The organism is Collinsella sp. OM08-14AT, assembly GCF_003438115.1.
Taxonomy (GTDB): domain Bacteria; phylum Actinomycetota; class Coriobacteriia; order Coriobacteriales; family Coriobacteriaceae; genus Collinsella.
Window position 1 is genome coordinate 44,248 of the sequence record NZ_QSTE01000001.1, and the last position, 23,149, is coordinate 67,396.

General features: G+C 59.9%; 20 protein-coding genes and 1 other RNA gene. 14 read left to right on the plus strand and 7 right to left on the minus strand.

The annotated features are described in order from the left end of the window. Nucleotides 1-116: 116 nt before the first annotated feature. Nucleotides 117-2,867 (plus strand): DNA polymerase I, encoded by a 2,751-nt coding sequence (gene polA / locus DXC18_RS00210; protein ID WP_117715973.1) that lies wholly within the window; start codon nucleotides 117-119, stop codon nucleotides 2,865-2,867. 211 nt (nucleotides 2,868-3,078) lie between these two features. Here polA and DXC18_RS00215 read toward each other — a convergent pair whose 3' ends face one another. Together DXC18_RS00215 and DXC18_RS10505 are read right to left on the minus strand one after the other, a co-directional pair. Beyond that, nucleotides 3,079-3,906: a Cof-type HAD-IIB family hydrolase gene (locus tag DXC18_RS00215; RefSeq protein WP_117629407.1), complete on the minus strand. Its 828-nt coding sequence runs from the start codon at nucleotides 3,904-3,906 to the stop codon at nucleotides 3,079-3,081. Further along, entirely contained in the window at nucleotides 3,866-4,324 is a 459-nt protein-coding gene (locus DXC18_RS10505; protein ID WP_199412147.1) for a hypothetical protein, read from the minus strand. The genes DXC18_RS00215 and DXC18_RS10505 overlap by 41 nt, the downstream gene beginning before the upstream one ends. Nucleotides 4,325-4,460: 136 nt before the next feature. Here DXC18_RS10505 and DXC18_RS00220 point away from each other — a divergent pair, with 136 nt between their 5' ends. From DXC18_RS00220 to ndk, 4 genes are all read left to right on the plus strand, one after another. Continuing rightward, nucleotides 4,461-5,687, plus strand: a complete 1,227-nt coding sequence (locus DXC18_RS00220; protein ID WP_055251721.1) for an argininosuccinate synthase — start codon at nucleotides 4,461-4,463, stop codon at nucleotides 5,685-5,687. Nucleotides 5,688-5,920: 233 nt separating this feature from the next. Next, the gene (locus DXC18_RS10370; protein WP_158551645.1) at nucleotides 5,921-6,091 is read left to right on the plus strand and encodes a hypothetical protein; all 171 of its coding nucleotides are present in this window, start codon (nucleotides 5,921-5,923) and stop codon (nucleotides 6,089-6,091) included. Between the two features lie 118 nt (nucleotides 6,092-6,209). After that, the gene (argH, locus tag DXC18_RS00225; RefSeq protein WP_117715974.1) at nucleotides 6,210-7,640 is read left to right on the plus strand and encodes an argininosuccinate lyase; all 1,431 of its coding nucleotides are present in this window, start codon (nucleotides 6,210-6,212) and stop codon (nucleotides 7,638-7,640) included. Between the two features lie 384 nt (nucleotides 7,641-8,024). Further along, complete coding sequence (gene ndk / locus DXC18_RS00230; protein ID WP_117715975.1) at nucleotides 8,025-8,429, plus strand: nucleoside-diphosphate kinase; 405 nt, start codon at nucleotides 8,025-8,027, stop codon at nucleotides 8,427-8,429. A 175-nt stretch (nucleotides 8,430-8,604) separates the two neighbouring features. Here ndk and rpiB read toward each other — a convergent pair whose 3' ends face one another. Beyond that, on the minus strand, nucleotides 8,605-9,072 hold the full coding sequence (gene rpiB, locus DXC18_RS00235) for a ribose 5-phosphate isomerase B (RefSeq protein ID WP_117629409.1): 468 nt from the start codon (nucleotides 9,070-9,072) through the stop codon (nucleotides 8,605-8,607). Between the two features lie 270 nt (nucleotides 9,073-9,342). On the opposite strand from rpiB, the gene DXC18_RS00240 reads away from it, so the two are divergent. Then, on the plus strand, nucleotides 9,343-10,662 hold the full coding sequence (locus tag DXC18_RS00240; RefSeq protein WP_117629410.1) for a serine dehydratase subunit alpha family protein: 1,320 nt from the start codon (nucleotides 9,343-9,345) through the stop codon (nucleotides 10,660-10,662). On the opposite strand, the gene DXC18_RS00245 is transcribed toward DXC18_RS00240, so the two are convergent. After that, nucleotides 10,659-11,570, minus strand: a complete 912-nt coding sequence (locus tag DXC18_RS00245; RefSeq protein ID WP_370445782.1) for an HAD family hydrolase — start codon at nucleotides 11,568-11,570, stop codon at nucleotides 10,659-10,661. The genes DXC18_RS00240 and DXC18_RS00245 overlap by 4 nt on opposite strands. A 162-nt stretch (nucleotides 11,571-11,732) precedes the next feature. On the opposite strand from DXC18_RS00245, the gene rpsA reads away from it, so the two are divergent. The 3 genes from rpsA (at nucleotide 11,733) to DXC18_RS00260 (ending at nucleotide 14,436) form a co-directional block, all read left to right on the plus strand. Continuing rightward, nucleotides 11,733-12,899: a 30S ribosomal protein S1 gene (gene rpsA, locus DXC18_RS00250; protein ID WP_022095232.1), complete on the plus strand. Its 1,167-nt coding sequence runs from the start codon at nucleotides 11,733-11,735 to the stop codon at nucleotides 12,897-12,899. A 323-nt stretch (nucleotides 12,900-13,222) separates the two neighbouring features. Further along, nucleotides 13,223-13,584: RNase P RNA component class A (gene rnpB / locus DXC18_RS00255), an RNA gene on the plus strand. A gap of 213 nt (nucleotides 13,585-13,797) precedes the next feature. Further along, the gene (locus DXC18_RS00260) at nucleotides 13,798-14,436 is read left to right on the plus strand and encodes a YigZ family protein (protein WP_195403962.1); all 639 of its coding nucleotides are present in this window, start codon (nucleotides 13,798-13,800) and stop codon (nucleotides 14,434-14,436) included. Between the two features lie 67 nt (nucleotides 14,437-14,503). Here the strand turns inward: DXC18_RS00260 and DXC18_RS00265 are convergent, their stop codons facing one another. Then, complete coding sequence (locus tag DXC18_RS00265) at nucleotides 14,504-14,950, minus strand: C-GCAxxG-C-C family protein (protein WP_117715976.1); 447 nt, start codon at nucleotides 14,948-14,950, stop codon at nucleotides 14,504-14,506. Nucleotides 14,951-15,183: 233 nt separating this feature from the next. Between DXC18_RS00265 and DXC18_RS00270 the strand changes: the two genes are divergently transcribed. The 4 genes from DXC18_RS00270 to DXC18_RS00285 all read left to right on the plus strand — a co-directional run bounded on the left by DXC18_RS00270 (nucleotide 15,184) and on the right by DXC18_RS00285 (nucleotide 19,113). Then, nucleotides 15,184-16,467: an O-acetylhomoserine aminocarboxypropyltransferase/cysteine synthase family protein gene (locus DXC18_RS00270; RefSeq protein WP_117715977.1), complete on the plus strand. Its 1,284-nt coding sequence runs from the start codon at nucleotides 15,184-15,186 to the stop codon at nucleotides 16,465-16,467. A 141-nt stretch (nucleotides 16,468-16,608) separates the two neighbouring features. Then, nucleotides 16,609-17,913 carry an MFS transporter gene (locus DXC18_RS00275; RefSeq protein WP_117715978.1) on the plus strand — a complete coding sequence of 435 codons (1,305 nt, stop codon included), beginning with the start codon at nucleotides 16,609-16,611 and terminating at the stop codon, nucleotides 17,911-17,913. A 157-nt stretch (nucleotides 17,914-18,070) separates the two neighbouring features. Then, nucleotides 18,071-18,649, plus strand: coding sequence for a xanthine phosphoribosyltransferase (locus DXC18_RS00280; RefSeq protein ID WP_117715979.1), 579 nt, complete (start codon nucleotides 18,071-18,073; stop codon nucleotides 18,647-18,649). Nucleotides 18,650-18,732: 83 nt separating this feature from the next. Beyond that, nucleotides 18,733-19,113, plus strand: coding sequence for a peptide chain release factor-like protein (locus tag DXC18_RS00285; protein WP_369831813.1), 381 nt, complete (start codon nucleotides 18,733-18,735; stop codon nucleotides 19,111-19,113). A gap of 87 nt (nucleotides 19,114-19,200) precedes the next feature. On the opposite strand, the gene DXC18_RS00290 is transcribed toward DXC18_RS00285, so the two are convergent. Together DXC18_RS00290 and DXC18_RS00295 are read right to left on the minus strand one after the other, a co-directional pair. Beyond that, a complete protein-coding gene (locus tag DXC18_RS00290; protein ID WP_117715980.1) occupies nucleotides 19,201-20,163 on the minus strand; it encodes a diacylglycerol kinase family protein in 963 nt (320 codons plus the stop codon). Between the two features lie 86 nt (nucleotides 20,164-20,249). Then, nucleotides 20,250-21,671: a chloride channel protein gene (locus DXC18_RS00295; RefSeq protein ID WP_199412150.1), complete on the minus strand. Its 1,422-nt coding sequence runs from the start codon at nucleotides 21,669-21,671 to the stop codon at nucleotides 20,250-20,252. Nucleotides 21,672-21,867: 196 nt separating this feature from the next. On the opposite strand from DXC18_RS00295, the gene glp reads away from it, so the two are divergent. Next, nucleotides 21,868-23,145, plus strand: a complete 1,278-nt coding sequence (gene glp / locus DXC18_RS00300; RefSeq protein ID WP_233508955.1) for a gephyrin-like molybdotransferase Glp — start codon at nucleotides 21,868-21,870, stop codon at nucleotides 23,143-23,145. The last annotated feature ends 4 nt before the right edge of the window (nucleotides 23,146-23,149 follow it).

The following is a 23,149-nucleotide window of genomic DNA, read 5'->3' on the forward strand; positions in this document are numbered from 1 at the left end:
TCGTATCACGCGCGGGCCCGCGGCGGCAGGGAAGCCTGATGTGCGGTGGCCGCGGGGCGGGGAGCGTGTAAACTGGTGTGAGCAAACCGTGCCCAGCCCAAAGCGAGGTATTCAATATGTCTGAAAAGCGCCGTACCTTTGCCGTCATCGACGGCAACTCGCTCATGCATCGCGCCTTCCACGCCGTGCCGCCGACCATGAACGCGCCGGACGGTCGCCCCACCAACGCGATCTTTGGTTTTCTGAACATGTTCCTCAAGATGATCGATGCCTTTAATCCCGACGGCGTTGTCGTGGCGTTTGACAAGGGCAAACCGCGCGTGCGTATGGAGATGCTGCCGCAGTACAAGGCGCAGCGCCCGCCCATGGACCCCGACCTGCACGCGCAGTTCCCCATGATCAAGGAGCTGCTCGCCGCGCTCAACGTGCCCATTTTGCAGTCCGAGGGCTGGGAAGGCGACGATATCCTGGGAACCATGGCGCGCCTGGGCGAGGAGGCCGGCTGCGACATGCTGCTGGTGACCGGCGACCGCGACATGTATCAGCTCGTGACCGAGCACGTCAACGTGGTCTCGACTCGCAAGGGCCTGTCCGACGTGGCGATCATGACGCCCGAGAGCGTGGACGACCTGTATCACGGCATCACGCCGGCGCTCGTGCCCGATTTTTACGGTCTGAAGGGCGATACGTCGGACAACATTCCCGGCGTACCGGGCATCGGCCCCAAAAAGGCGAGTGCGCTCATTGCACAGTACGGCAGCCTGGACGAGGTCATTGCGCACGCTGACGAGGTCAAGGGCAAGATGGGCGAGAACCTGCGTGCACACATCGACGACGCGCTGCTGAGCCGTAAGGTGGCGACCATCCGCACCGATGCGCCCGTCGAGCTCGACTTTGACGCAACGTCCTTCCCGGCGTTTTCTGCCGACGAGGTGTCCGCGGCGCTGGGCACGCTCGGCATCACGGCCATGCAGAACCGTTTCCTCTCGCTGATTGGCGGCGAGGGTGGGGCTGCGGCCGCTGGCAGCGCGTTTGAGATGCCTGCCGTTTCGCGTGCCGCCGCCGGCGATGCCGACGCGCTTGGCGCCGTTGCGGCTGAGGTCTCCCGCGCGATTGATGCCGGCGAGTGGGTCGCCGCCGTGGTGGACGACGACAAGGAAGAGGGCGCGCTCTTTGGACTGACGCGCACGCTGTGGCTGGCGACGTCCAAGGGCCTGTTCGCGCTCGAGGAGGGCGACAGCGGTGCGGCGGCTGAGGTTGAGGGCTTCAACTTCGTCCGCGGCGTGATCGCTGGCGTGCTCGCGCGCCTGTTTATGGAGGGCCGTGTGGCGAGCCCGGATATGAAGGCGCTGCTGCATGAGCTTTCGCCCATTGATTCTTCTGAGCCCGAGCTTATGGATCCGCTGGCCGTCGATTCCACGCGCATCTTCGATACCGTGGTCGCCGCCTACCTGCTGGATTCCGACCGCTCCGAGTTTGATGAGGCGTATCTGGCTGATACCTATCTGCAGATGGCGCTGCCTGCGGCGCGCGGCGCGGAGGGTGCCGGCGAGCACGCTCCTGTTCCCGCTGCCCGCACTGCGGCCCTGACGCTGACGCTCGTGGCGCCGCTGCGCGACCGCATGGCCCGTGAGAACGCTGCCAACGTGTTCGATGGCATCGAGATGCCGCTCGTGCCGGTGCTTGCCAAGATGGAGCGCGCGGGCATGCTCGTGGATCCCGACCGCCTGCGTAATCTGTCCGAGGGCCTGGCGACCCAGATCACCGAGGTCGAGCGCAGCATTCGCGACCTAGCGGGTGATGAGACCTTTAATATTGGCAGTCCCATGCAGCTGTCGCATGTGCTCTTTGATGTGATGGGGCTTCCGACCAAGGGCCTCAAGAAGACTAAGCGCGGCTACTATTCGACCAACGCCAAGGTGCTGAGCGACCTTGCGCGTGACCACGAAATCGTGCGTCTGATCTTGGACTGGCGTGAGAAGTCTAAGATCAAATCCACCTATCTGGACACCCTGGGCCCGCTGCGCCGTGGTGACGGCCGTGTGCACACCACGTACAACCAGACCATCACGGCGACGGGGCGTCTGTCTTCGAGCGACCCCAATCTGCAAAATATTCCGACTCGCTCGGAGCTGGGGCGTACTGTCAAGACGGCGTTTTCGGCAGGCGAGGGAAGCGTCTTTTTGGCGGTGGACTACTCGCAGATCGAGCTGCGTCTGCTGGCACATCTTTCGGGTGACGAGCACTTGGTGCGCGCCTTTAACGAGGGCGAGGACTTCCATGCCGAGACGGCCGCGCGCGTGTTTGGCGTGCCGGTGTCCGAGGTGACGCCCGACTTGCGCAGCCGCGCCAAGGCCGTGAACTTTGGCATCGTGTATGGTCAGCAGGCCTACGGCCTGTCGCAGTCGCTGCATATCTCGATGGCCGAGGCACGCGACATGATCGACCGTTACTACGAGGCCTACCCGGGCGTGCGCACGTTCCTCGACAATGTGGTGGCACGTGCCAAGCAGACGGGCTACGCCGAGACCATGTACGGCCGCCGTCGCCATATTCCTGAGCTCAAGGCCAAAAACCCGCAGCTCCGCGGCTTTGGTGAGCGCACGGCCATGAACCACCCCATGCAGGGTACCGCCGCCGACATCATCAAGATTGCGATGGCCCGCGTGAGCCGCCGTCTGGAAGAAGAAGGCTTTGCCGCTCACATGATCCTGCAGGTACACGACGAACTGGACTTTGAGTGCCCCGTCGACGAAGTCGAGCGCCTAACCACCATGGTCCGCGACGTCATGGAACACGTCGTAGACCTCCGCGTACCGTTGATCGCCGAAGCCAGCACCGGCATAACCTGGGCCGACGCGAAATAGGGAAGCACTCCGTAAGGCAAGCTCGCCCAAGACGCAAGCCCCCACATACTTAAGATTTGGGACAAACACTACTGATTAATTTGTCCCACAGTAACCAAAACAGAGGGGAGCCCCTCCCAACAAGGAGCTCCCCTCTGCTCAAATCATTTCAGCTAAGTATCTAGACACTCAAGACGCCATCTTGGCGCCCGGCTGGGTCCGACGAGCCCCGTTAACGAGCCGCCAAGATGGCGTCGATGAGCGTCAGTACGCCCCCGTCGTTGTTGCTCGGAATGCGCCATTTGGCATGCGCGTTCATGTGCTCCTCGGCATTGTCCACGATAAAGCTATGCCCGACGCGCTCCAGCATGGGGATGTCGTTGTACGTATCGCCCACGGCAGCGGCGTCGGCGATATCGATGCCCAGGCGCTCGCAGAGATGTGCTACGCCCGACCCCTTGTCGACGCCCAGGTTCATAAAGTCGATCCACTCGCGGCCAGCATTGGTGACATAGAGTCGGTCCGAGAATGCCGGGCTGTAGTCCTCGCGAAACGCTGGCTCGGCATCGTAGGCGGGGAAGAAGATCGAAATCTTGTTAGACTCGATGTCAATGCCCTCAAAGCTATCGACGTAGTTGATCGTGTTGTAGTAGACGCTGATCTCGTCGTGGTATTGATGATCGCGGGCAAGTACATAGAACTCGTCGAAGCAGCACAGGACGGGGACAGCGCGCGAATCCTCCGAGGCGCGGCTCAAGACCTGCTGATACAGCGCCACGTCGATAGTGCTCTTATAGATATAGTTGCCGCGGTAGATAACGCACGCGCCGTTATCGGGGCAAAAAGCGATGCGGCTCTTGATGTCCTCAAACATCTCCTCGAGTTTGGGGGCGGGGCGTCCGCTGGCGGGGCAGAACACGATGCCAGCCTCGGCGAGCTTGTCCAGGCGCTCGTCGAGGCCTTGAGGCAGCACGCGCTCGTCGGTCAGTAACGTCTTGTCCATATCGACAGCGAGAATCTTAATGTTGCCGATGTTGGCGTCTGATTCGTAAGTCTGCATAAAACGCGCCTTTCGGTTTCCAGAATGTTTCGGGTGATTGACCCTCTACTTGATAGTCGGGCGTATTTTCGCAGGATTGGCGCATATTTGCATCATCATTCACAAAGTAATGAAAAAACTTTTCAGAAATTTGAATTTGTCGCTTGTACAGCAGGCACTTTAGCGTAATATAGCGACCATCGAAAACGGAGACGGAAAAACAACCGCTTACCGAGGAAAAGGTACCGTTTACGATATTAGAATTGCGCCCGGCGATAGGTGAAAGGAGAGGCAGATGCAGTTCGTAAAGATTATCACTACTGCAGACAATGCCATCCGACGCCAGCGCGCAATTTCCCGACGACGATAACAATCGTCTCTGTCCGCATGGGGCTAAATGCCCCAACAGAGTCATTTTGAGGTCGTTGGGTTTTAGCACGACATTGCTGCATGTTTCTAGGGCATGCTGTGCCGCTTTTTGCTATTTAACCTGATATTGCACGGTTTTTTGACCTCGAAATGACTTGCAACTGACCGATGTTCTAACTAGCTACCAAGGGCGAAAGGAAACAGCCATGAGCAAGGAAAAAGTCGTTCTCGCATATTCCGGTGGTCTTGATACATCCGTATGTGTCAAGTGGCTCCAGGACGAGAAGAATCTCGATGTCGTTTGCGTCTGCGGCAACGTGGGCCAGGAGGAGACCGGCTTGGATGCCAAGAAGCAGAAGGCGCTTGACCTGGGCGTTCTCGATTGCCAGGTGCTCGACCTGCGCGACGAGTTCTCCGATGAGTTCCTGACTAAGGCCATCGCCGCAAACTCCATGTACGAGAACAAGTACCCGCTGCTCTCCGCGCTGTCTCGCCCGCTGCTCGCCAAGAAGCTTGTCGAGGTCGCTCACGAGTTTGGCGCGACCTACGTCGCCCACGGCTGCACCGGCAAGGGTAACGACCAGGTTCGTTTTGAGGCTGCCGTCAAGGCCCTCGACCCCGAGCTTAAGGTTATCGCCCCGGTTCGCGAGTGGGATCTGAAGTGCCGTCCCGATGAGGTTGCCTATGCTCACGCCCACAACGTGCCGGTTCCCGAGGGCGCCAACGACAACCCCTACTCCATCGACGACAACCTGTGGGGTCGCGCCATTGAGTGCGGTCACCTGGAGGATCCCTGGAACGAGCCGCTCGATGACGCCTGGGTTATGACCAAGAACCCCGAGGACGCGCCCGACACCCCGACGTATACCGAGATTGAGTTTGAGGCCGGCAAGCCCGTCGCCGTCGACGGCAAGAAGATGAAGCTCTCCGAGATCGTCATCGCCCTCAACAAGATCTCTGGTGACAACGGCTTTGGCCGTCTCGACCTGGTCGAGGATCGTCTGGTGGGCCTCAAGAGCCGTGAGTGCTATGAGGTTCCCGGCGCCCTGACGCTCATCACCGCCCACAAGGCACTTGAGGACATTTGCGTCGAGGGCGACCTGCTCAAGACCAAGATCAAGCTCGAGCAGGATTGGGCCACCGCCGTGTACAACGGCCAGTGGTACAGCCCGCTCAAGAACGCGCTCGATGCCTTTATGGCCGATACCCAGAAGTTCGTGACCGGTACCGTCCGTCTGAAGTTCTTTAAGGGCAACTGCCATGTCGTCGGTCGCAAGAGCCCGTTTAGCCTGTATGACTACGGTCTGGCTACCTACGACCGCGACACCACGTTTGACGAGAAGGCCAGCGCCGGCTTTATCGAGATCGATACGCTGTCGCTCAAGACGTGGGCAAAGGTCCAGGGTCCCAGCTCCGCTGCCGCCCAGGCCTAGCGCCTCCTTCCCTTGGTATCCGCGCGGCCCATCCGCGTGATACATAACGGGCGCACGGGGTCCCTACCTTTCGTTATGCTTGCTGACACTTCTTAACATCGGTGGCCCCTACGTTCCGCCCGCATAAATGATGCCGCGTCTACGGCTGAGTCCGAGCCCCGCCGGGGTTGTCCAGCGGGGCTCCTTCTATCAATTTGGCGGCTCTGTGCCTATATATATGAGGAGTATCCATTATGTTCAACGCTATCGCGCATGCCTTGCTTGCCCTCGCGCCCGAGTTCGATGCTGCAAAGGTCGAGGATGTTCCTATGAGCCTGAAGGCCTGGATCGATGGTTCGCAAGGCAACATCCGGAGGGAGACGTTGGGCACCAAGTGCCTCGTGCGTCACTTCTTTGCATATTAGCTACATGGCCCCGTGCACGGTGGGGAATGTGTAAAACTTGCGGTTGAAAAATCGCTTTAGCGACATGGCTCATTGCTTTGGGCGCTTGTTTTGGTATTTGGAGAAAGGGGACGGTTCCATGGCTCTTTGGGGCGGTCGTTTTGAGGCGGGAGTGGCCGAGGTCACGCAGGAGTTTGGCGCGTCGCTGCCGGTTGACAAACATCTCTATAAGCAGGATATCGCCGGTTCTAAGGCGCATGCCAAGATGCTGGCGGCCCAGGGCATCATCAGTGCCGAGGACGAGCAGGCGATTGCCGAGGGCCTGACCGGAATCGAACAGGATATCGATGCCGGCAACTTCACCTTCGATATCAACGATGAGGACATTCATATGTCCATCGAGAGCGAGCTGACGCGCCGCATCGGCGAGGCCGGTAAGCGCTTGCATACCGGGCGTTCGCGCAACGACCAGGTGGCGACCGATACGCGTCTGGGCGTCAAGGCGCTGGCCAAGGAACTCATGGAGGCCAATCTTGAGCTGCGCCATGTGCTGGTGGATGCGGCCAAGAAGTACGACAAGGTGATTCTGCCGGGCTACACGCACATGCAGCATGCTCAGCCCGTGCTGCTGTCGCATCATCTGCTGGCGTATTCCTGGATGTTCGCGCGCGACTTTACACGCCTGAAGGCTGCCTTTGATGCCGCTGACAACTGCCCGCTGGGTGCTGCCGCTCTTGCCGGTACGAGCTATCCGCTCGATCGCCAGATGACAGCTGCCGAGCTTGGCTTTGCGGGTGTGATTCCCAACTCGCTCGATGCGGTTTCCGACCGTGATTTCCTGCTCGATTTGCATTACGCCGGCTCCGTCATGGCCATGCACCTGTCGCGTCTTTCCGAGGAGATCGTGGTGTGGTCGAGCTCCGAATTCGGCTTTATCACGCTTTCCGACTCGTATTCCACCGGCTCGTCCATCATGCCGCAGAAGAAGAACCCCGACTTTGCCGAGCTTATCCGCGGCAAGAGTGGCCGAGTCTATGGCAACCTGGTGCAGCTGCTTGTGACCATGAAGGGCCTGCCGCTCGCTTATAACAAGGACTTGCAGGAGGACAAGGAGGGCGCGCTCGATACCGCTCACACGCTCATGCAGTGCCTGTCGGTTATGGCCGGCATGATCTCGACCTGGACTGTCAACGAGGACGCCATGGCGCGCGAGTGTGGTGTGGGCCACTTGGCAGCCACTGATGTTGCCGATTACCTGGCAAAGCGCGGCCTGCCGTTCCGCGAGGCACATGCCGTGGTGGGTCATCTTGTCCTGATGTGTGAGAAGCGCGGCAGCAATCTTGAGGACCTGCCGTTTGAGGTGTTTCAGGAGGCAAGTCCGCTCTTTGAGCGCGACATTACCGAGGCACTCGACATCCCGTCGATTGTCGCCGCGCGCACGACCGAGGGTGGTACCGCCCCTGCTGCCGTTGCCGTGCAGTTGGGAAGCGCCGAGGCGCAGCTCGCGGCCGATGAGGGTGTGTTTGGCTCGTTATCCAAGGTCGTCGAGATGGGCCACGGGGCAAAGTAGAGGTTTGGCTGAAGACGTATTGTCCATTTATTGATAAATCGTTTTAGCTTTACGGGCGTCTGCTGATGCGGGCGCCCCTATTTTGCTGCTATGGGGGAGGGGCTTGTCGAGAACTTCTGTAGGACCTTTGGGCAGGTTGTGAAGGGGGTACGTTCGCGGGTGGCAACCGACCGCCCGCTCTGTTCCATGTGGTTGATGAGCGGTCGGATGGTACTCTAATCGGGCTTCGAAACAGAAGTGACATATATGGAGCGCTTTAATAAATTGCAGCGTTTCAATAAACAGCTTTTTGTTTAACTGCAGCTAAAACTCTGTTACGATGCAGTACAGGCGGGTGCCGGAATGGGACTTGGGCACGCGCGAACCTACTTGAAAGGCTACCTTATGGCTATCGAGAAGACCTTCATCATGATTAAGCCCGACGCGGTGCGCGATCGCAAGATCGGCGAGATCGTTGCTCGTATTGAGCGTAGCGGCCTTGTCATCGAGCGCATGGAGATGACCACGCTCGAGCGCGCTACCGTCGAGGAGCACTACGCCCATCTGGCCGACAAGCCCTTCTTTGGCGGTCTCTGCGACTTTATGACGAGCGGTCCGGTCGTCAAGATGGTCGTTTCCGGTCTCTCCGCTGTTTCCAAGATGCGCACCCTTATGGGCGCTACCAACCCGCTTGATGCTGCGCCCGGCACCATTCGCGGCGACTTCGCTGTCGATGTCAACGCCAACGTGATCCACGGCTCCGACTGCCTGGAGAACGCCGAGATCGAGATCAAGCGCTTCTTTGACTAAACCAGCTTTGACTCCTTAAAGCTGTTAGCGTGTGGCTTGGGCGCCGCGGAATTCCAACCGCGGCGCCCTTTTATTCCGGTAGATTTTTGGTAAACGCATAGAAAACTACTAAAGAGCCCCGTCCGGATGTTTCTTCCGGGCGGGGGCTGGCGCTAGCGTATGGCTTTGTAAGTCTTTAGGCCTCGTCGACAATCTTTAGTCCGCGGGTCTGGTCGATCTCGTTGAGGAGATTGACGCGACGCTCGTGGCGGCCGCCCTCAAACTCGGCGTCGAGCCATTCGTCGACAATCATCTTGGCGAGCTCGGAGCCCACGACGCGGGCGCCAAAGGCCAGCACGTTGGTGTTGTTGTGCATACGGGAGAGCTTGGCGCTGAAGGGCTCGGAGCACACGACGGCGCGTACGCCCTCGACCTTGTTGGCAGCCAGGCTAATCCCGACGCCGGTACCGCAGATCAAGATACCCAGGTCGACGTCACCGTTGGCCACGGCCTTGCCCACCTTGTAACCGGCGATGGGGTAGTCGAAGCTCTCGGAGGTGTCGGTGCCATAGTTCACGACCTCGCAGCCGCGCTCCTTCAGGTGCTCGGAAATGATGTTCTTGAGCTCGACGGCGGCGTGGTCGTTACCGATACCGATCTTCATGAGTGGTTCCTCTCTGGTCCGTGCGGCGGAATTGCTAAAGGTTTTACCGCGTTCGACTGCATGATAGCGCGACTTTTGTGTAAACGCTCGGGCGTTTTTTGGTCAAACGCTTTAGCATGCAACAAGACCTGCTTTTCATGAATGAATGCCGCCAGTTTGTGCTTGAGCGCCGTCCGCCGGAACCGTGGTTGCGGTTTTTGATGCATTGTTATCAAATAAAGGAGCTAACTTTTTTGAGAGTCCAGCCCGTTATGCAAGCAGGAGATACCTATGCCTACCGATTCCATCCGTGATGCCGCGTTTTGCGATGTTTTGAACCGCGAGCTTGTCTGTGCACTCGGCTGCACCGAGCCCATTGCCGTTGCCTATGCAGCGGCGCTGGCGAGCCAGACGCTCGGTTGCGAACCCGATCATATGGATGTTGCCTGCTCGGGTAACATAATCAAGAACGTTAAGAGCGTGACCGTGCCCAACTCGGGCGGTATGCACGGTATTGAGGCCGCGGCCGTGCTGGGCGCCGTGGGCGGTGACGCCAAGAGCGCGCTCGAGGTGCTCGAGAGCGTTAACGATGAAGACCGCGCTCGTGTGGCCGAGCTCCTCGCCGACGCTGGCTACTGCGATGTGTCGCTTGTCGAGGGTGTGCCCAACCTCTACATCAAGGTGACTGCGACGGCCGGGGGCCATACCGCGGTCGTCGAGATTACCGATCACCACACTAATGTCACGTGCCATACGCTCGATGGTATTCCGGTATGCGGCAAGTCGGCGGGGGAGTGCGCCGCCTGCGCCGAGCGCGTGGTGGCCGAGCGTGCGGCAGATAACGCCGATACGCCCATGTCCATTGATTCCATCATCGACTTTATCGAGGACGGTGACATTGAGGGCGCCCGCGCTGCCGTTGAGCGTCAGATTGAGCTGAATGGCGCAATCAGTGCCGAGGGCCTTGCGCACGCTTGGGGCGCCGAGGTGGGTCGTACGCTGCTAGGTGCTCGTGCCGATGACGTCGCCTGCCGTGCCCGTGCCCGTGCGGCCGCCGGGTCCGACGCCCGCATGAACGGTTGCGCGCTGCCGGTCGCCATTGTGTGCGGCTCGGGCAATCAAGGCATTACCTGCGCATTGCCCGTCATGGAGTATGCCGAGTACCTGCGTTGCGACCACGAGCGTCTGGTGCGCGCCGTGATGCTGTCCGATCTTATCGCCGTGCATATCAAGAGCTATATTGGTGCGCTTTCGGCGTTTTGCGGTGCTATTTGCGCCGCGTGCGGCGCCGGCGCTGCGATTACCTGGCTGTGCGGTGGCACGCGCGAGCAGATTGGCGCGACGGTCTCGAATACGCTCGGTAACGTGGGCGGCATCGTGTGCGACGGCGCCAAGGCGAGCTGTGCCGCCAAGATCTCGGCTGCCGTCGATGCAGCGATTCTGGGCCATGATATGGCCATGCAGGGTCGCGGCTTCCGCGCCGGCGAGGGCCTGATCCAAGATACCGTTGAGCAGACAATCGCCAGTATGGGCTACGTAGGCCGTGTGGGCATGAAAGATACCGATGTCGAGATCCTCAACATCATGATCGGCAAAACCCAAGTGTGCTAGGACAGTTCGTCGGCTACTTGGTGTTCGTAGAAGGCTTCTACTACGGCGTTAAAGTCGCGGGCGAAGCCTTCCATGGTTCCGCGCCAGGTGACTCGGTTGGGCTTGCCCTGGCCTACATAGGCAGTCTGAATGCCGCAGGCGGGACTAGGGAAGTCGCGTTTGGGATCGTTGCCCACCATAAGGACCTCGTGCGGTTCGAGTCCCATCACCTGAAGCTGCTCTAGATAGTAGGTGGCATCAGGCTTGCAGCGGGTGGCGTTTCCCATGTGCGTGACGAGCTCAAAGGGGGCGTCGGCCAGGTCGCCCCAACCCATGCGGCACTCGATGGCCCCCTGCGGAAAGCTGGGGTTGGTAAAGAGCGCGCAGCGCAGCCCTGCGTCCTGTACGGTCTGAAGCGCGGCGTGTGCGCCCGGCATGGCATGGGCGTTGATGAGTTCGTCATTCTTGTACGGAAGAACTTCGCGGTCGTAGTAGGTAAACGCCTCGTAGATAAGTGGGTCCGAGAGGCAAATGCCGCATCGGCGCTCGACCTCTTCTTGGTAAAACTCAAGATTGGTGCGATTGTCCGTGCTGCTGCGGCGATTGGCGTTGAGGTCGACCAGGATGGTGCCGAGGCGTGCCATCGTGCCACCGCGGCTGCGGCGCCCGATATCCGCGAGCATCGAAGAGACATCCTTAAAATATCGAAGGATGAACGCGTTGAGGTTGATGCTAAGAAGCGTTTCGTCCATATCGAAAACGACTGCTTTGAGCACGCGGGCACCTTTCTCGAAAAATCGTTCCAGAATCGTTGGCTTGGGATACTTTACTCCAAAGCCGTATGCCCAACTGCTTATCGTCAGCTTGTGGAGACAGTCGTTCACAAGATTGCGAAAAAGTCTCCATACGAGTAAAAAATGGCAGTTCACGCTTGAAATCGAACTCATTTCCCCGTAACCTATACGAACGTGATTGCATAAGCGTCACATTAGTATCTGTCGGCTCCCGAGTGTTCCTAAACGTTGTGTGCTTGTCGCACCCTTCTGTAGGTCCTAGCAATCGGGGCCCCGTAGTTCGAAAGGGGTCCACCTTTGAGTGAGATTCAGAACTCGTCCATTTTCTCTCTTGACGATGTCAACGAGGAGGAGATGAACAACCTCATCGACGGTACGATTACCGACTTTGATGAGGGCGATCTCGTTAACGGCACTGTCGTTAAGATCGAGCATGACGAGGTGCTCGTTGACATCGGATTCAAGTCCGAGGGCGTTATCCCGGTCCGCGAGCTGTCCATCCGCAAGGACGCTAACCCTGCAGACATCGTTGCACTCGGTGATCCCATCGAGGCTCTGGTTCTCCAGAAGGAGGACAAGGACGGTCGTCTGGTCCTGTCCAAGAAGCGTGCCGAGTACGAGCGTGCTTGGAACCGCATCGAGGAGAAGTTCAACTCCGGCGAGAACGTCGAGGGCGAGGTTATCGAGGTTGTCAAGGGCGGCCTGATCCTCGACATCGGCCTGCGTGGCTTCCTGCCCGCTTCCCTCGTCGACCTCCGTCGCGTCAAGGACCTCACCTCCTACATGGGCACCCGCATCGAGGCCCGCGTCATCGAGATGGACCGCAACCGCAACAACGTTGTCCTCTCCCGTCGCGTCGTGCTCGAGGAGTCCCGTAAGGCCGAGCGCTCCGAGATCCTGTCCAAGCTCAAGTCTGGCATGCGTCTCCAGGGCACCGTTTCCTCCATCGTCGACTTCGGCGCCTTCGTCGACCTCGGCGGTATCGACGGCCTCATCCACATCTCCGAGCTCTCCTGGAACCACGTCAACCATCCTTCCGAGGTTGTCAAGGTCGGCCAGGAGGTCGAGGTCGAGGTTCTCGACGTCGATCTCAACCGCGAGCGCATCTCCCTGGGTCTCAAGCAGACCACCGAGGATCCGTGGCGCGCACTGGTCAAGAAGTATCCCGTCGGCGCTATCGTCGAGGGCACTGTGACCAAGCTTGTCCCGTTCGGCGCTTTCGTCGATCTGGGCGAGGGCATCGAGGGCCTGGTGCACATCTCCGAGATGGCCAACAAGCACGTCGATCAGCCTTCTCAGGTCACCCACGTGGGCGACAAGGTTCAGGTCAAGGTCATGGAGATCGACCTCGACCGTCGTCGTATCTCCCTGTCCATGAAGTCCGCTGCTGAGACTCTGGGCGTCGAGATCGAGGTTACCCCGCTGCCTTCCGAGAAGAAGGACGAGGAGACTGACGCCGAGTAAATCGGTTTGACGATCACTTGTTTTAAGGGATCCGTCCGTAATGGACGGGTCCCTTTTTGCATTTGGCACCGAGATGCGCAATGCTGCCGGGCTGTCCACAGGCTATTGAATTGTCGGTGCATGAAAAAGCCGACATCCCGCCTCGGGGAGGAGGCGGGAACGCACCGAGTAGACGGAGGGGTGCGGAGCGCGGTCGCGTCTCGACTGACAACGTTGCCCATCGACGGGATTATTGTAGCGCATGGGCGCTTCTTGGTTTATCGTGTCGAGCGCTTGTGTTGTGCCGTTGCCTGTGGCGGCGGTGTGCTACACTCTTGCACTGCTGAGTGGGCCAGACGGTCGCGCGATGTACTGCTTGCGGTACGCGTGAGGAAAGTCCGGGCTCCAGAGGGCGGGATGCCGGCTAACGGCCGGGCGGAGTGATCCGACGGAAAGCGCCGCAGAAAAGAAGACTCCCACCTGCGTCGCAAGGCGTAAAGGGAAAAGCTGAAACGGTGGTGTAAGAGACCACCAGCGTCGTGGCAACACGGCGGCTTGGCAAGCCCCATCCGGAGCAAGCGCGAATAGGAACGCTATGGGCCGGCCCGGTCCGCGTTCGGGTAGCGTGCGTGGAGCTGCACGGTAACGTGCAGACAAGATAAATGACCGTTCACGACAGAACCCGGCTTATCGGCCCACTCGGCACTTTGTTGACGCTGCGAACCCGTCAGCGCGGCAATCTGCCTTTCAAACCTTCGGGCATGACCATAAGGTCAATGCCCTCGGCTTTCAAGGCACCTTGCTCGCGCTGACGGGTTCTCGCTTTCGTTGACGGAATCATCGGCGTTGCCATTCTTTTTACTAGGGTTATCGTATTATTGAGGCTGTTTGTTGCTGCGCTTTATTTTGTTGAGGGGCTTTGTTGGACAGCTATTTTACTCTGCAATCGAATATTGAGGTTTCGGGCGAGTTTGTGGACCGCAAGAGCCGGTTTATTGCCCAGCTGGTCCATATTGAGTCCGAGGACGAGGCGAATGCCTTTATCGAGATGGTTCGCAAGCGTCATTATGACGCTCGACACAATGTTCCCGCGTGGATTTTGGTCGATGGACGCGAGCGCCAGAGCGATGATGGTGAACCGAGCCGCACGAGTGGTATGCCGACGCTCGAGGTGCTGCGCGGTGCGGGGCTCAAAAATGTTTGCTGCGTAGTGACACGCTATTTTGGTGGCACGCTGTTGGGGCCTGGTGGTTTGGTGCGCGCCTATACCGCGGCGACGCAGGCGGCGGTGGCCGCGGCTCAGGAGGCCGGGCAGATCGTCGAGATGACGAGCGTCGTGCCGGTTGATGTGCATGTGGCCTATCCACAGTATGAGCAGGTGCTTCGCTTGGCGCAGGATTCGGGTGCCAAGGTTTCGGATACCGATTACGCGGATGCTGTGACACTTCACTTGGTGTTTAAAGCGGGGGAGCAAGAGCCGTTTTGCGCTAAGATGCGCGAGCTTATGGCGGGGCGCGAGGAGATTGAGGTCAGCGCTCCCGAGTTTGCTGAGTTCTAACGACGACGGCCGTCGTGCATTTGGATGAATCCCAAGCGCGCCGGCTGTCGTTTTATGTCGCTGCCGTTTACTCGGCGAGCTGCTTTAGTACATCGCAGGCGATTTCGACGGCATCGTCGATGCAACCGGGGCAGCTGCGGAGCGGACCCTTATCCGATCCGACGCCCTTGAGCGTGCCGCAGACGGTCGTCGTGTTCTTCTCGCCAAAACGTTTGGCGATCTCGCGCGACAGTTTGTAGGTCTGGCCCTTGGTCTTGGGGTTTTCCATGCCATCGCTCATTACAAAGCCCATGATGGCCACGGCGCCCGAGATGGCGCCGCAAGTTTCGGTCATGCCGCCCATGCCGGCGCCAAAGCCCTCGGTGAGGGTAAAGGCGACCTGGGGGTCGAGCCCGACGGCGGGCGCGAGCGTGCAGGCGACGGCCTGCGCGCAGTTAAAGCTGCTGGCGTGGTATTCGGCAGCCTGAGCCTGGCAGGTGGCAGTGTTGAGCTGAGTGGTATCAATCTGCTTCATCGGTGTCTCCTTGATTGCGGTGTACCCGCCTATGGTACCCTTGCTGGCGCATTCGCTTATCGAGACCGCAGTGCATATCTCATTGTTTTTCGCCATCGAACACTTTCTTAAGATTTGGGACAAATAAACCTGATTAATTTGTCCCATAACCTATCGGCGGGATGGGTTGAGAGGGGTGCGGGGTAGCGGTATTGTGAACCGAATAAAACAAAACCCAAGTAAGGGAGTTGGATATGTGCGAGCAGACTATCGGTACCACGTGCGTTCAGGGCGGCTATCATCCGGGCGATGCGGAGCCGCGCCAGGTGCCCATCTACCAGTCCACCACGTGGAAATACGACACGTCCGAGCACATGGGCAAGCTGTTTGACCTGGAGGAGTCGGGCTACTTCTACAGCCGTCTGCAGAATCCCACGTGCGATCTGGTCGCCGCCAAGATCTGCGAGATGGAGGGCGGCACCGCTGCGATGCTCACGAGTTCGGGCATGGCCGCGAACTTCCTCGCGATCTTTAACGTGGCCGGTGCCGGTGATCACGTGGTCGCGAGCTCTGCTATCTACGGCGGTACGTATAACCTGCTCGCCCACACCATGGGCCGCATGGGCGTGACTTGCACGTTTGTCGCCCCCGACTGCACCGATGAGGAGCTGGAGGCAGCCTTTGAGCCCAATACCAAGCTCGTCTTTGGCGAGACGATTGCCAACCCCGCCCTTGCCGTGCTCGATATTGAGCGCTTTGCCAAGGCCGCGCATGACCACGGCGTGCAGCTGATGGTCGACAACACCTTCCCGACGCCCGTGATGTGCCGTCCCTTTGAGTGGGGCGCCGACATCGTCACGCACTCTACCACCAAGTACATGGATGGGCATGCGGCCTACCTGGGCGGCGTGATCGTTGACCACGGCCAGTTTGACTGGATGGCCCATGCAGACAAGTTCCCGGGTCTCACCACGCCCGACGAGAGCTATCACGGCGTGACCTATGCCGAGAAGTTCGGTCGCGAGGGTGCCTTCATTACCAAGGCAACCGCTCAGCTCATGCGCGACCTCGGCCCCATGCAGAACCCGCAGGCGGCGTTTTTCCTGAATAGCTCGCTCGAGAGCCTGCATGTGCGTATGCCGCGTCATTGTGAGAACGGCCTGGCCGTTGCTAAGTTCCTGCAGAGCCATCCCAAGGTGCGCTTTGTGAGCTATCCGGGCCTGGAGGGCGATAAGTACTATGACCTGGCTCAGAAGTACATGCCCAACGGTACCTGCGGCGTCGTGAGCTTTGGCTTTAACGGTGGTCGCGCGGCGGCCGAGACCTTTATGAAGAGCCTTAAACTCGCCCAGATCGCCACGCATGTGGCCGATGCTCGCACCTGCTGCCTGCATCCCGCTAACGCCACGCACCGTCAGATGAACGATGAGGAGCTCATCGCCTGCGGCATCTCCGCCGACATGGTGCGCCTGTCGTGCGGCCTCGAGGACACGGCCGATCTGATTGCCGACCTTGAGCAGGCGCTCGAGCAGTGCTAGGCTAGCTTCTCGTATGAAGCGACGGAGCCTCTTGGGGTTCCGGTGACATATAGTTCCGATTCCGTAGGCGGGGCCCCAATCGCGGCTGTTTGCAGGCGATTGGGGCCCCGTTTTTGTGTTGCGCCACTCGAAAGGATGGATATGGAGAAAACCGCAGAGCAGCTGCGCCGCGAGCACATTGCCCTAGAGGGCGATACCCATGGCAAGAACAAATGGGCGATTCTGTTTACCGTGCTCATCATGACGTTTATGGCGTGTCTGGATTCGACCGTCGTGACCGTGGCACTGCCCGTGATGCAAAAGGAGCTGGGCGTGGGCCTCGACCGCATCCAGCTGGTGAGCTCGGTGTATCTGCTTGCGACATGCGTGGCTATGCTTCCGTTTGGCCGTCTGGGCGACGTGCGCGGCAAGGTGGGCGTATTCCAGCTGGGCGTCATCGTCTTTACGGTCGGCTCGCTGCTGTGCGGCCTTTCGGCCTCGCTCGAAGTTCTTATCCTGGCACGCATCGTTCAGGGCGTCGGTTGCGCGGCGGCCATGGCTAACAACATGGGTATCATCACCGAGTCGTTTCCGGCGCGCGAGCGCGGTCGTGCTATGGGTATCCTCGCGACCTTTGTGGCCCTCGGCATGACGTGCGGCCCCGTGCTGGGCGGCATGCTGGTGGCAAGCTTTCCCTGGGAGAGCATCTTCCTCATCAACCTGCCCATTGGCGTCATCTCGTTTATCGTGGGGCTTTACACACTGCCGCATGTTAAGCCGGAGGCCGGCGAGCGCCCCATGTCGCTGGCGGAGGCCGCGCGTCGCTGCTTTGCGAGTTCGGCTTTTACGATTAACTTGGCATGCATGCTTATCGTGTTCATCGGCATCGGTGCATCTGAGTTTGTGCTGCCGTTCTATTTCCAGGATGCCCATGGCTTTAGCTCCGATATTTCCGGACTGCTCTTTTTGGCGCTGCCGATGGTGAATGCCTTTATCGGCCCGCTTTCGGGTACGGTTTCGGACCGTGTTGGCTGCGAGGGTCCCACGGCGGTCGGCCTGGGTGTGTACGTATGCGGTCTCTTTGCGGTAAGCACGCTCAACGAGCATTCCTCCATCCCTGTGATCGTGTGCTGTGTCGCGTTTATGTCGTGCGGCACGTCGATTTTCCAGAGCCCCAACAACTCGCTGTACATGGGCTCGGCTCCGCGCGAGGCACTTGGCTTTGCAGGTAGCTTGGGCAGCTTGGCGCGCTATGCGGGCATGGCGCTGGGTATTACGGCAGGTTCGCATATCCTTTATGGGCAGATGAGCGTGGCGATGGGCGAGGCCGTGACCAGTTTTGTTGCAGGCCGTCCGGATGTGTTCCTATTCGGCTTTCGCTCGGTGTTCTACGTGCTTATGGCTGTGGCCGCTGTGGGCTTTGCGCTTGCCATGGTGCGTTTGGTGAAGATGCGCGCCCGCCATTAGCGTGTTGGGAGGCTGTCTGCCACGATTCGCGCCGTCCCAAAAAGACTGGTTTGTGGTGCGATGCGGCTTGTGGGGCGGGCGGGGGTCGGTCCGTGGTAGACTATCGAACAACGTTTATTAATCGCGCGGTATCGTTGCCGCGAGAAGGGGTTGCGCCATGCAGGAGCTTGAGGATCGTATTCGCCATGACGGCATCGTAAAGGCCGGTAACGTCCTTAAGGTTGATGCCTTCCTCAACCACCAGTGCGACGTTGAGCTGTTCGACCACATGGGCGCCGAGTGGGCCCGTCTGTTCAAGGATGTCGAGATCAACAAGATCCTGACGATTGAGGCTTCGGGCATTGGCATGGCTTGCATCGCAGCTCAGCATTTTGGCGGCGTACCGGTGGTCTTTGCTAAGAAGGCACAGTCCATCAACCTCGATGGCGAGCAGTATGCCACGACCATCTACTCCTTTACCAAGCAGAAGGAGTACCCGGTCATCGTTGGCAAGCGCTTCCTGTCCGAGGTCGACAAGGTCCTGATTATCGACGACTTCCTGGCCAACGGCTGCGCACTCGAGGGTCTTATCAAGATCTGCGAGGCTGCGGGTGCCGAGGTTGCCGGCATTGGCATCGCGGTGGAGAAGGGCTTCCAAGGCGGTGGCGATAAGCTCCGCGAGCGCGGCTTCCGCGTTGAGAGCCTGGCCCGTATCGCCGATATGGACTGCGATACCGGCGAGATCACCTTCGCTTAAGCGCGCAACACAAGCGATTGGTATGCGATGTGACAAAGGGACTGTCCCTTTGTCACATTTTTTGTATGAGGGGAGGTGTTGATATGGATGAGAACAAGATGGGATGGCGCGAGTATGCGCGCTATGCCGAGATGTCGGTTGAGGGGTTGGCACGCGACTGCGAGGTTCAGGTGTTTCGTGCGACGGGCCCGGGCGGCCAGGGTGTGAACACGACGGACTCGGCGGTGCGTATGAAACATATCCCTTCGGGAATTACCGTGACGGCGCGCGAGAGCCGTAGTCAGTTTCAGAATCGCGCGAGCTGCCTGCGTAAGCTGCGTGCAGAGCTTGAGCGTCGTGGCCGTCCGCCGCGCCGTCGCGTCAAGACCAAAGTGCCCCAGCGATCGCGCCAGCGCAGGCTCAACGACAAGCACTTCAATGCGATTAAAAAGGCTAACCGTCGCAAGCCGGGCGGGGAGGAATGATCTTCTCAATAAGTTGCGGTGAAATAGGGACTGTTTCGCGGCTTTAACTGCATAAACAGTCCCTATTTCACCGCAACTTAGGTGGGGTTAGCGGGTTGGGTGCCAGACTTGGAGGGCGCCGGGTAGGATGTCGACTTCGATGCGCGAGGCGACGATGGGCTCGCCGTCGGCCTGGATGGGGTAGTCGGGCTCCTCAAAAGTTAGCTCGGCATGGCGGCAGCGGCGCATGCGAACCGGTGGCAACTTGGTATGGTGGCCGTCCTTGGCCGAAAGGAACATAGGCAGGGCTACCGCGCGAGGGACGGGGCCGCAGGCGTAGCAGACGTCGAGCATGCCGTCGCAGGGGTCGGCATCGGGGCAGATGCGATAGCCCGAGCCATAGGTAGGACCAAGCTGAATCGCCATGATGATCGCCCTCACGCGCTCGGCGGGCGCGCCGTCAAAGCTGACTGTCATAGGATAGTTGCGATAGCGTAGGCCAAACTGCTCAAGTCCCGAGAGGGTGTAGAGCGGCGCGCCCGTCAAGCCGGTCTTTTTGCGCAGCTCGGTGGTGCTAAGGCCGATGGCAGCATCGATGCCGACCGAGAGCGTCTGGTCGTAGTACTCAACGGTAGCCTCGCCGCTGCCGCTCGCAGGGCTCCACGAGCGAATGCGCCCGATATCCTGACGCTGCAGCTCGCAGGTGAGCAGCGCGCCAAAATCCTTGCCGGAGAAATCGTCGATGCCGAGCGTCTGGGCAAAATCGTTGCCGGAGCCCACGGGCAGGACGGCAAGAGCGGGGCGGGCGTCCTCCTTTTGCGTCATAAGCCCGTTGACGACCTCGTGAATCACGCCGTCGCCGCCGAGTGCGATAACGGTGCGATAGCCCTGAGCCTGTGCGGCCAGCTCCTTGGCGTGTCCCATACGCTCGGTCAACACCAGGTCAAACTGGGATGCGCGTGCAGTCATGTCCAAAAAGCGTTGCAGGCGCTCGGCAACTTCGCGTGCCGCACCCGACTGGGCGGCTGGGTTGGCGATGATGAGCGTGCGACCAAAATCAGTTGCGTGCATGGGGCGACTCCCGGCGTGTGACATGACAGTGCGGTCGCGCTCAGGTCGAATTAGCCCCGATTGTGGCTGCACGGCGATTATTACATCTACTCTATCAGGTCGTTGTGGCGCTCGATAGCATCCGCTACCGTACCTCCCTCATCCACAATAAGCGAGCGGCGCTTGGGTGAGATGATGCGCTGGGCGGGGTACACGCCGCGGTGTCCGCCGGTTAGGTAGCTGATAAAGGCCACGATGACAAAGAACCCGGCGGCCGTGCCGTGGAACAGGTCGATGGCCATCATGCAGGTGGTGATGGGCACGTTGAGGCCGGCGCAGAACACGCCGAGCATGCCGAGAGCCGCCAGAAAACTGGGGTCAAGCCCGGTAAGGCAACCGATCCAGCCACCGAGTGCCGCACCGATGCCAAACAGGGGCGTGACCTCGCCGCCTTGGAAGCCCGCGCCCAGGGTAAGCGCTGTGACGACCAACTTGATGGCTGCGTCCGCCAGGGTGGCGTTGCCTGCAAATCCGGCGCTGGAAAGCCACGTGGAAAGGCCGGCGTAGTCCCAGGCGTCAAGGAGGGCATAGGCGGCCAAAACCACGAGTGCGCCCACGAGTGCGCGAGTAAGGTAATTGGTGATAAAGCGACCGTAAAGGCTTTTGACGGTTCGAACCGACCAGGCAAAGAGGCGTGCCGTCAGACCGAAGATAATGGCGCTGATAACAACGATGACAACCGTCCGTGGTGTCATGTTGGGAACGCTGGCGATGACATTCGCCTCGTACTCGGTTCCCAAGGCAAGTGACGTAAAGTAGCCGGTAAACGAGGCGACCAGGCAGTAGATGCCCGCGGTGTAGTCGATCTTGCCGATAAAGCACATCTCCATGCCAAAGAAAGCTCCAGCAAGGGGCGAGCCGAATACGGCGCCAAAGGCCGACGAGATGCCGGCGAGCATGAGGTCGTGGTGGTCATGTTTTTTGAGGTGGGCGAGGTTCGAGATGTTGCTGGCGATGGTGCCGCCAATCTGCACCGCGGCCCCCTCGCGACCGGCAGATCCGCCCGTTAGGTGCGTGAGCGTGGAGCAGACGAAGGTGAGAACGGCCATGCGCATATGGATGAGGCGTGTGCCCAGAGCGGAGTCGATGACCAGGTTGTTACCGCGTTTGGCGGCAAGGCCGTGGTTTTTGTACACCCATGCGGTGGCAACGCCCACAACGGGAAGCAAGGCGTAGACCCATGCATGGTGCTCGCGATAGTCGGTCGCGATATTCAGCGAGGTCAAAAACGCCCAGGCGGCAACGCCCATGGCGAGCGAGACGATGACGACGAGTGTGAGCAACTTGGCGCTCGCGAGTAGGTTGCGGGCGTTGCGGCGCGTGTCGGCGGCCAAGAGATGCTCGGAGCGGGTGAGCTGATGCCTGCCGGCCATGATGACGTCGTTCAGGGAGAAAAAGCCGCCGTCGTCGAGCGACTGAGAATGATCCTGCGCTTCGTTTGCGCTTTCGGGTTTGTCGGTAAAAGTCATACGTTCCTCTTTTGGGTTGCAACACGAGCATTATAAAACGCGGTAAACGCGACGAGCCGGTGGGTTGGTTTTGGTTTTGTTTCGCGGCTTGCGGCCGACAGATGTATTTGCGGGTACAGGCCAAGTCGCGGTCGCGCGTCGAGGGATTATACTGAGAGAAACATAAAGAATCGGCGCTTTTGTTGCGCGCCGCAGCATGCTAGAGGTGTATATGGCTGAGAAACTCATTCCGTTGGAGGACGCGCAGGCGATCGTCTTGTCGCACGTGAATCGCACCGAAGTCGTCGAGGTTCCCGTGTGGCAGGCCGCCGGTCTTCCCTTGGCAGAGGATACGGTGGCCGATATCGACATCTCGCCGTATGCCAACAGCGCTATGGACGGATATGCCGTGCGCTCGTCGGACTTGGCGCAGGCATCTGGCGAGGCGCCGGTGACGCTCGACGTTATCGGACACGAGGCTGCGGGCCATGTGTTTGAGGGCACAATCGGCGCGGGCGAGACGGTCCGCATCATGACGGGCGCGCCGGTACCCGAAGGTGCCGATGCCGTGGTGAAGTATGAGATCGTCGATGTGCTCGTCGGTGACGGCAACGAGGGTTCGCGTGTGAGGTTCTCGGTGCCTGCCAAGGTAGGGGAGAACGTTCGCTCTGCCGCCGAGGAGGCCCATGCCGGCGATGTTGTGATGCACGCCGGCGAGGTCGTGGCTCCGGCGGGCGCCGGCTTGTTGGCGAGCGCCGGGTATGCGAGCGTGAAGGTGCATGCCGCGCCGCGTGTGGGCATTATCTCGCTGGGCACGGAGCTGGTCGCGCCCGGCCAACTGCCGGCGCGTGGGCAGATTCGCGATTCCAATTCCTCGGCGTTAATGGCCGAGGCACTCGATGCTGGGGCCGACCCGGTGTTCTACGGCATTGCGCCCGACGACGAGCGGGCGATTGCCGAGCTGGTGCACCGCGCCGCGCAAGAGTGCGATTTTGTCATTACGAGCGGCGGCGCCTCGGCTGGCGACTACGACTACGTGACGGCGCTGGTTCGGCGCGAGGGCGAGGTGCTGTTCGATCGCATTTCGTTGCGTCCCGGCAAGGCCATTACGTTTGGCCTGCTCGGCGGCAAGCCCTATCTGGGGCTTTCGGGCAACCCCGCGGCGGCCTATGTGGGCTTTGAGATGCTCGCCCGCCCGGCGATTCGCAAGATGCGCGGCTTTGCCGAGGGTGCGCGTCCCGTGCAGCAGGCGGTTCTTACCCACGGCGTGAAGAAGCGACAGGACCGACGCTTCTATGATCGCGCCACGGTTGCGCGCGATGCGCAGACGGGTGAGCTTACGGTCACCGAGGCGCACAGCCAGAACTCGGCGCTGCTCGGAACCATGCAGCGTGCGAACTGCCTGTTGCGCATCAACGAGGGTCCGTGCGATCTTGAGCCGGGCGACGTCGTGGATGTCGTCCGAGTCGATCTGCCCGAGGGCACCGTGCTGTAGGAGG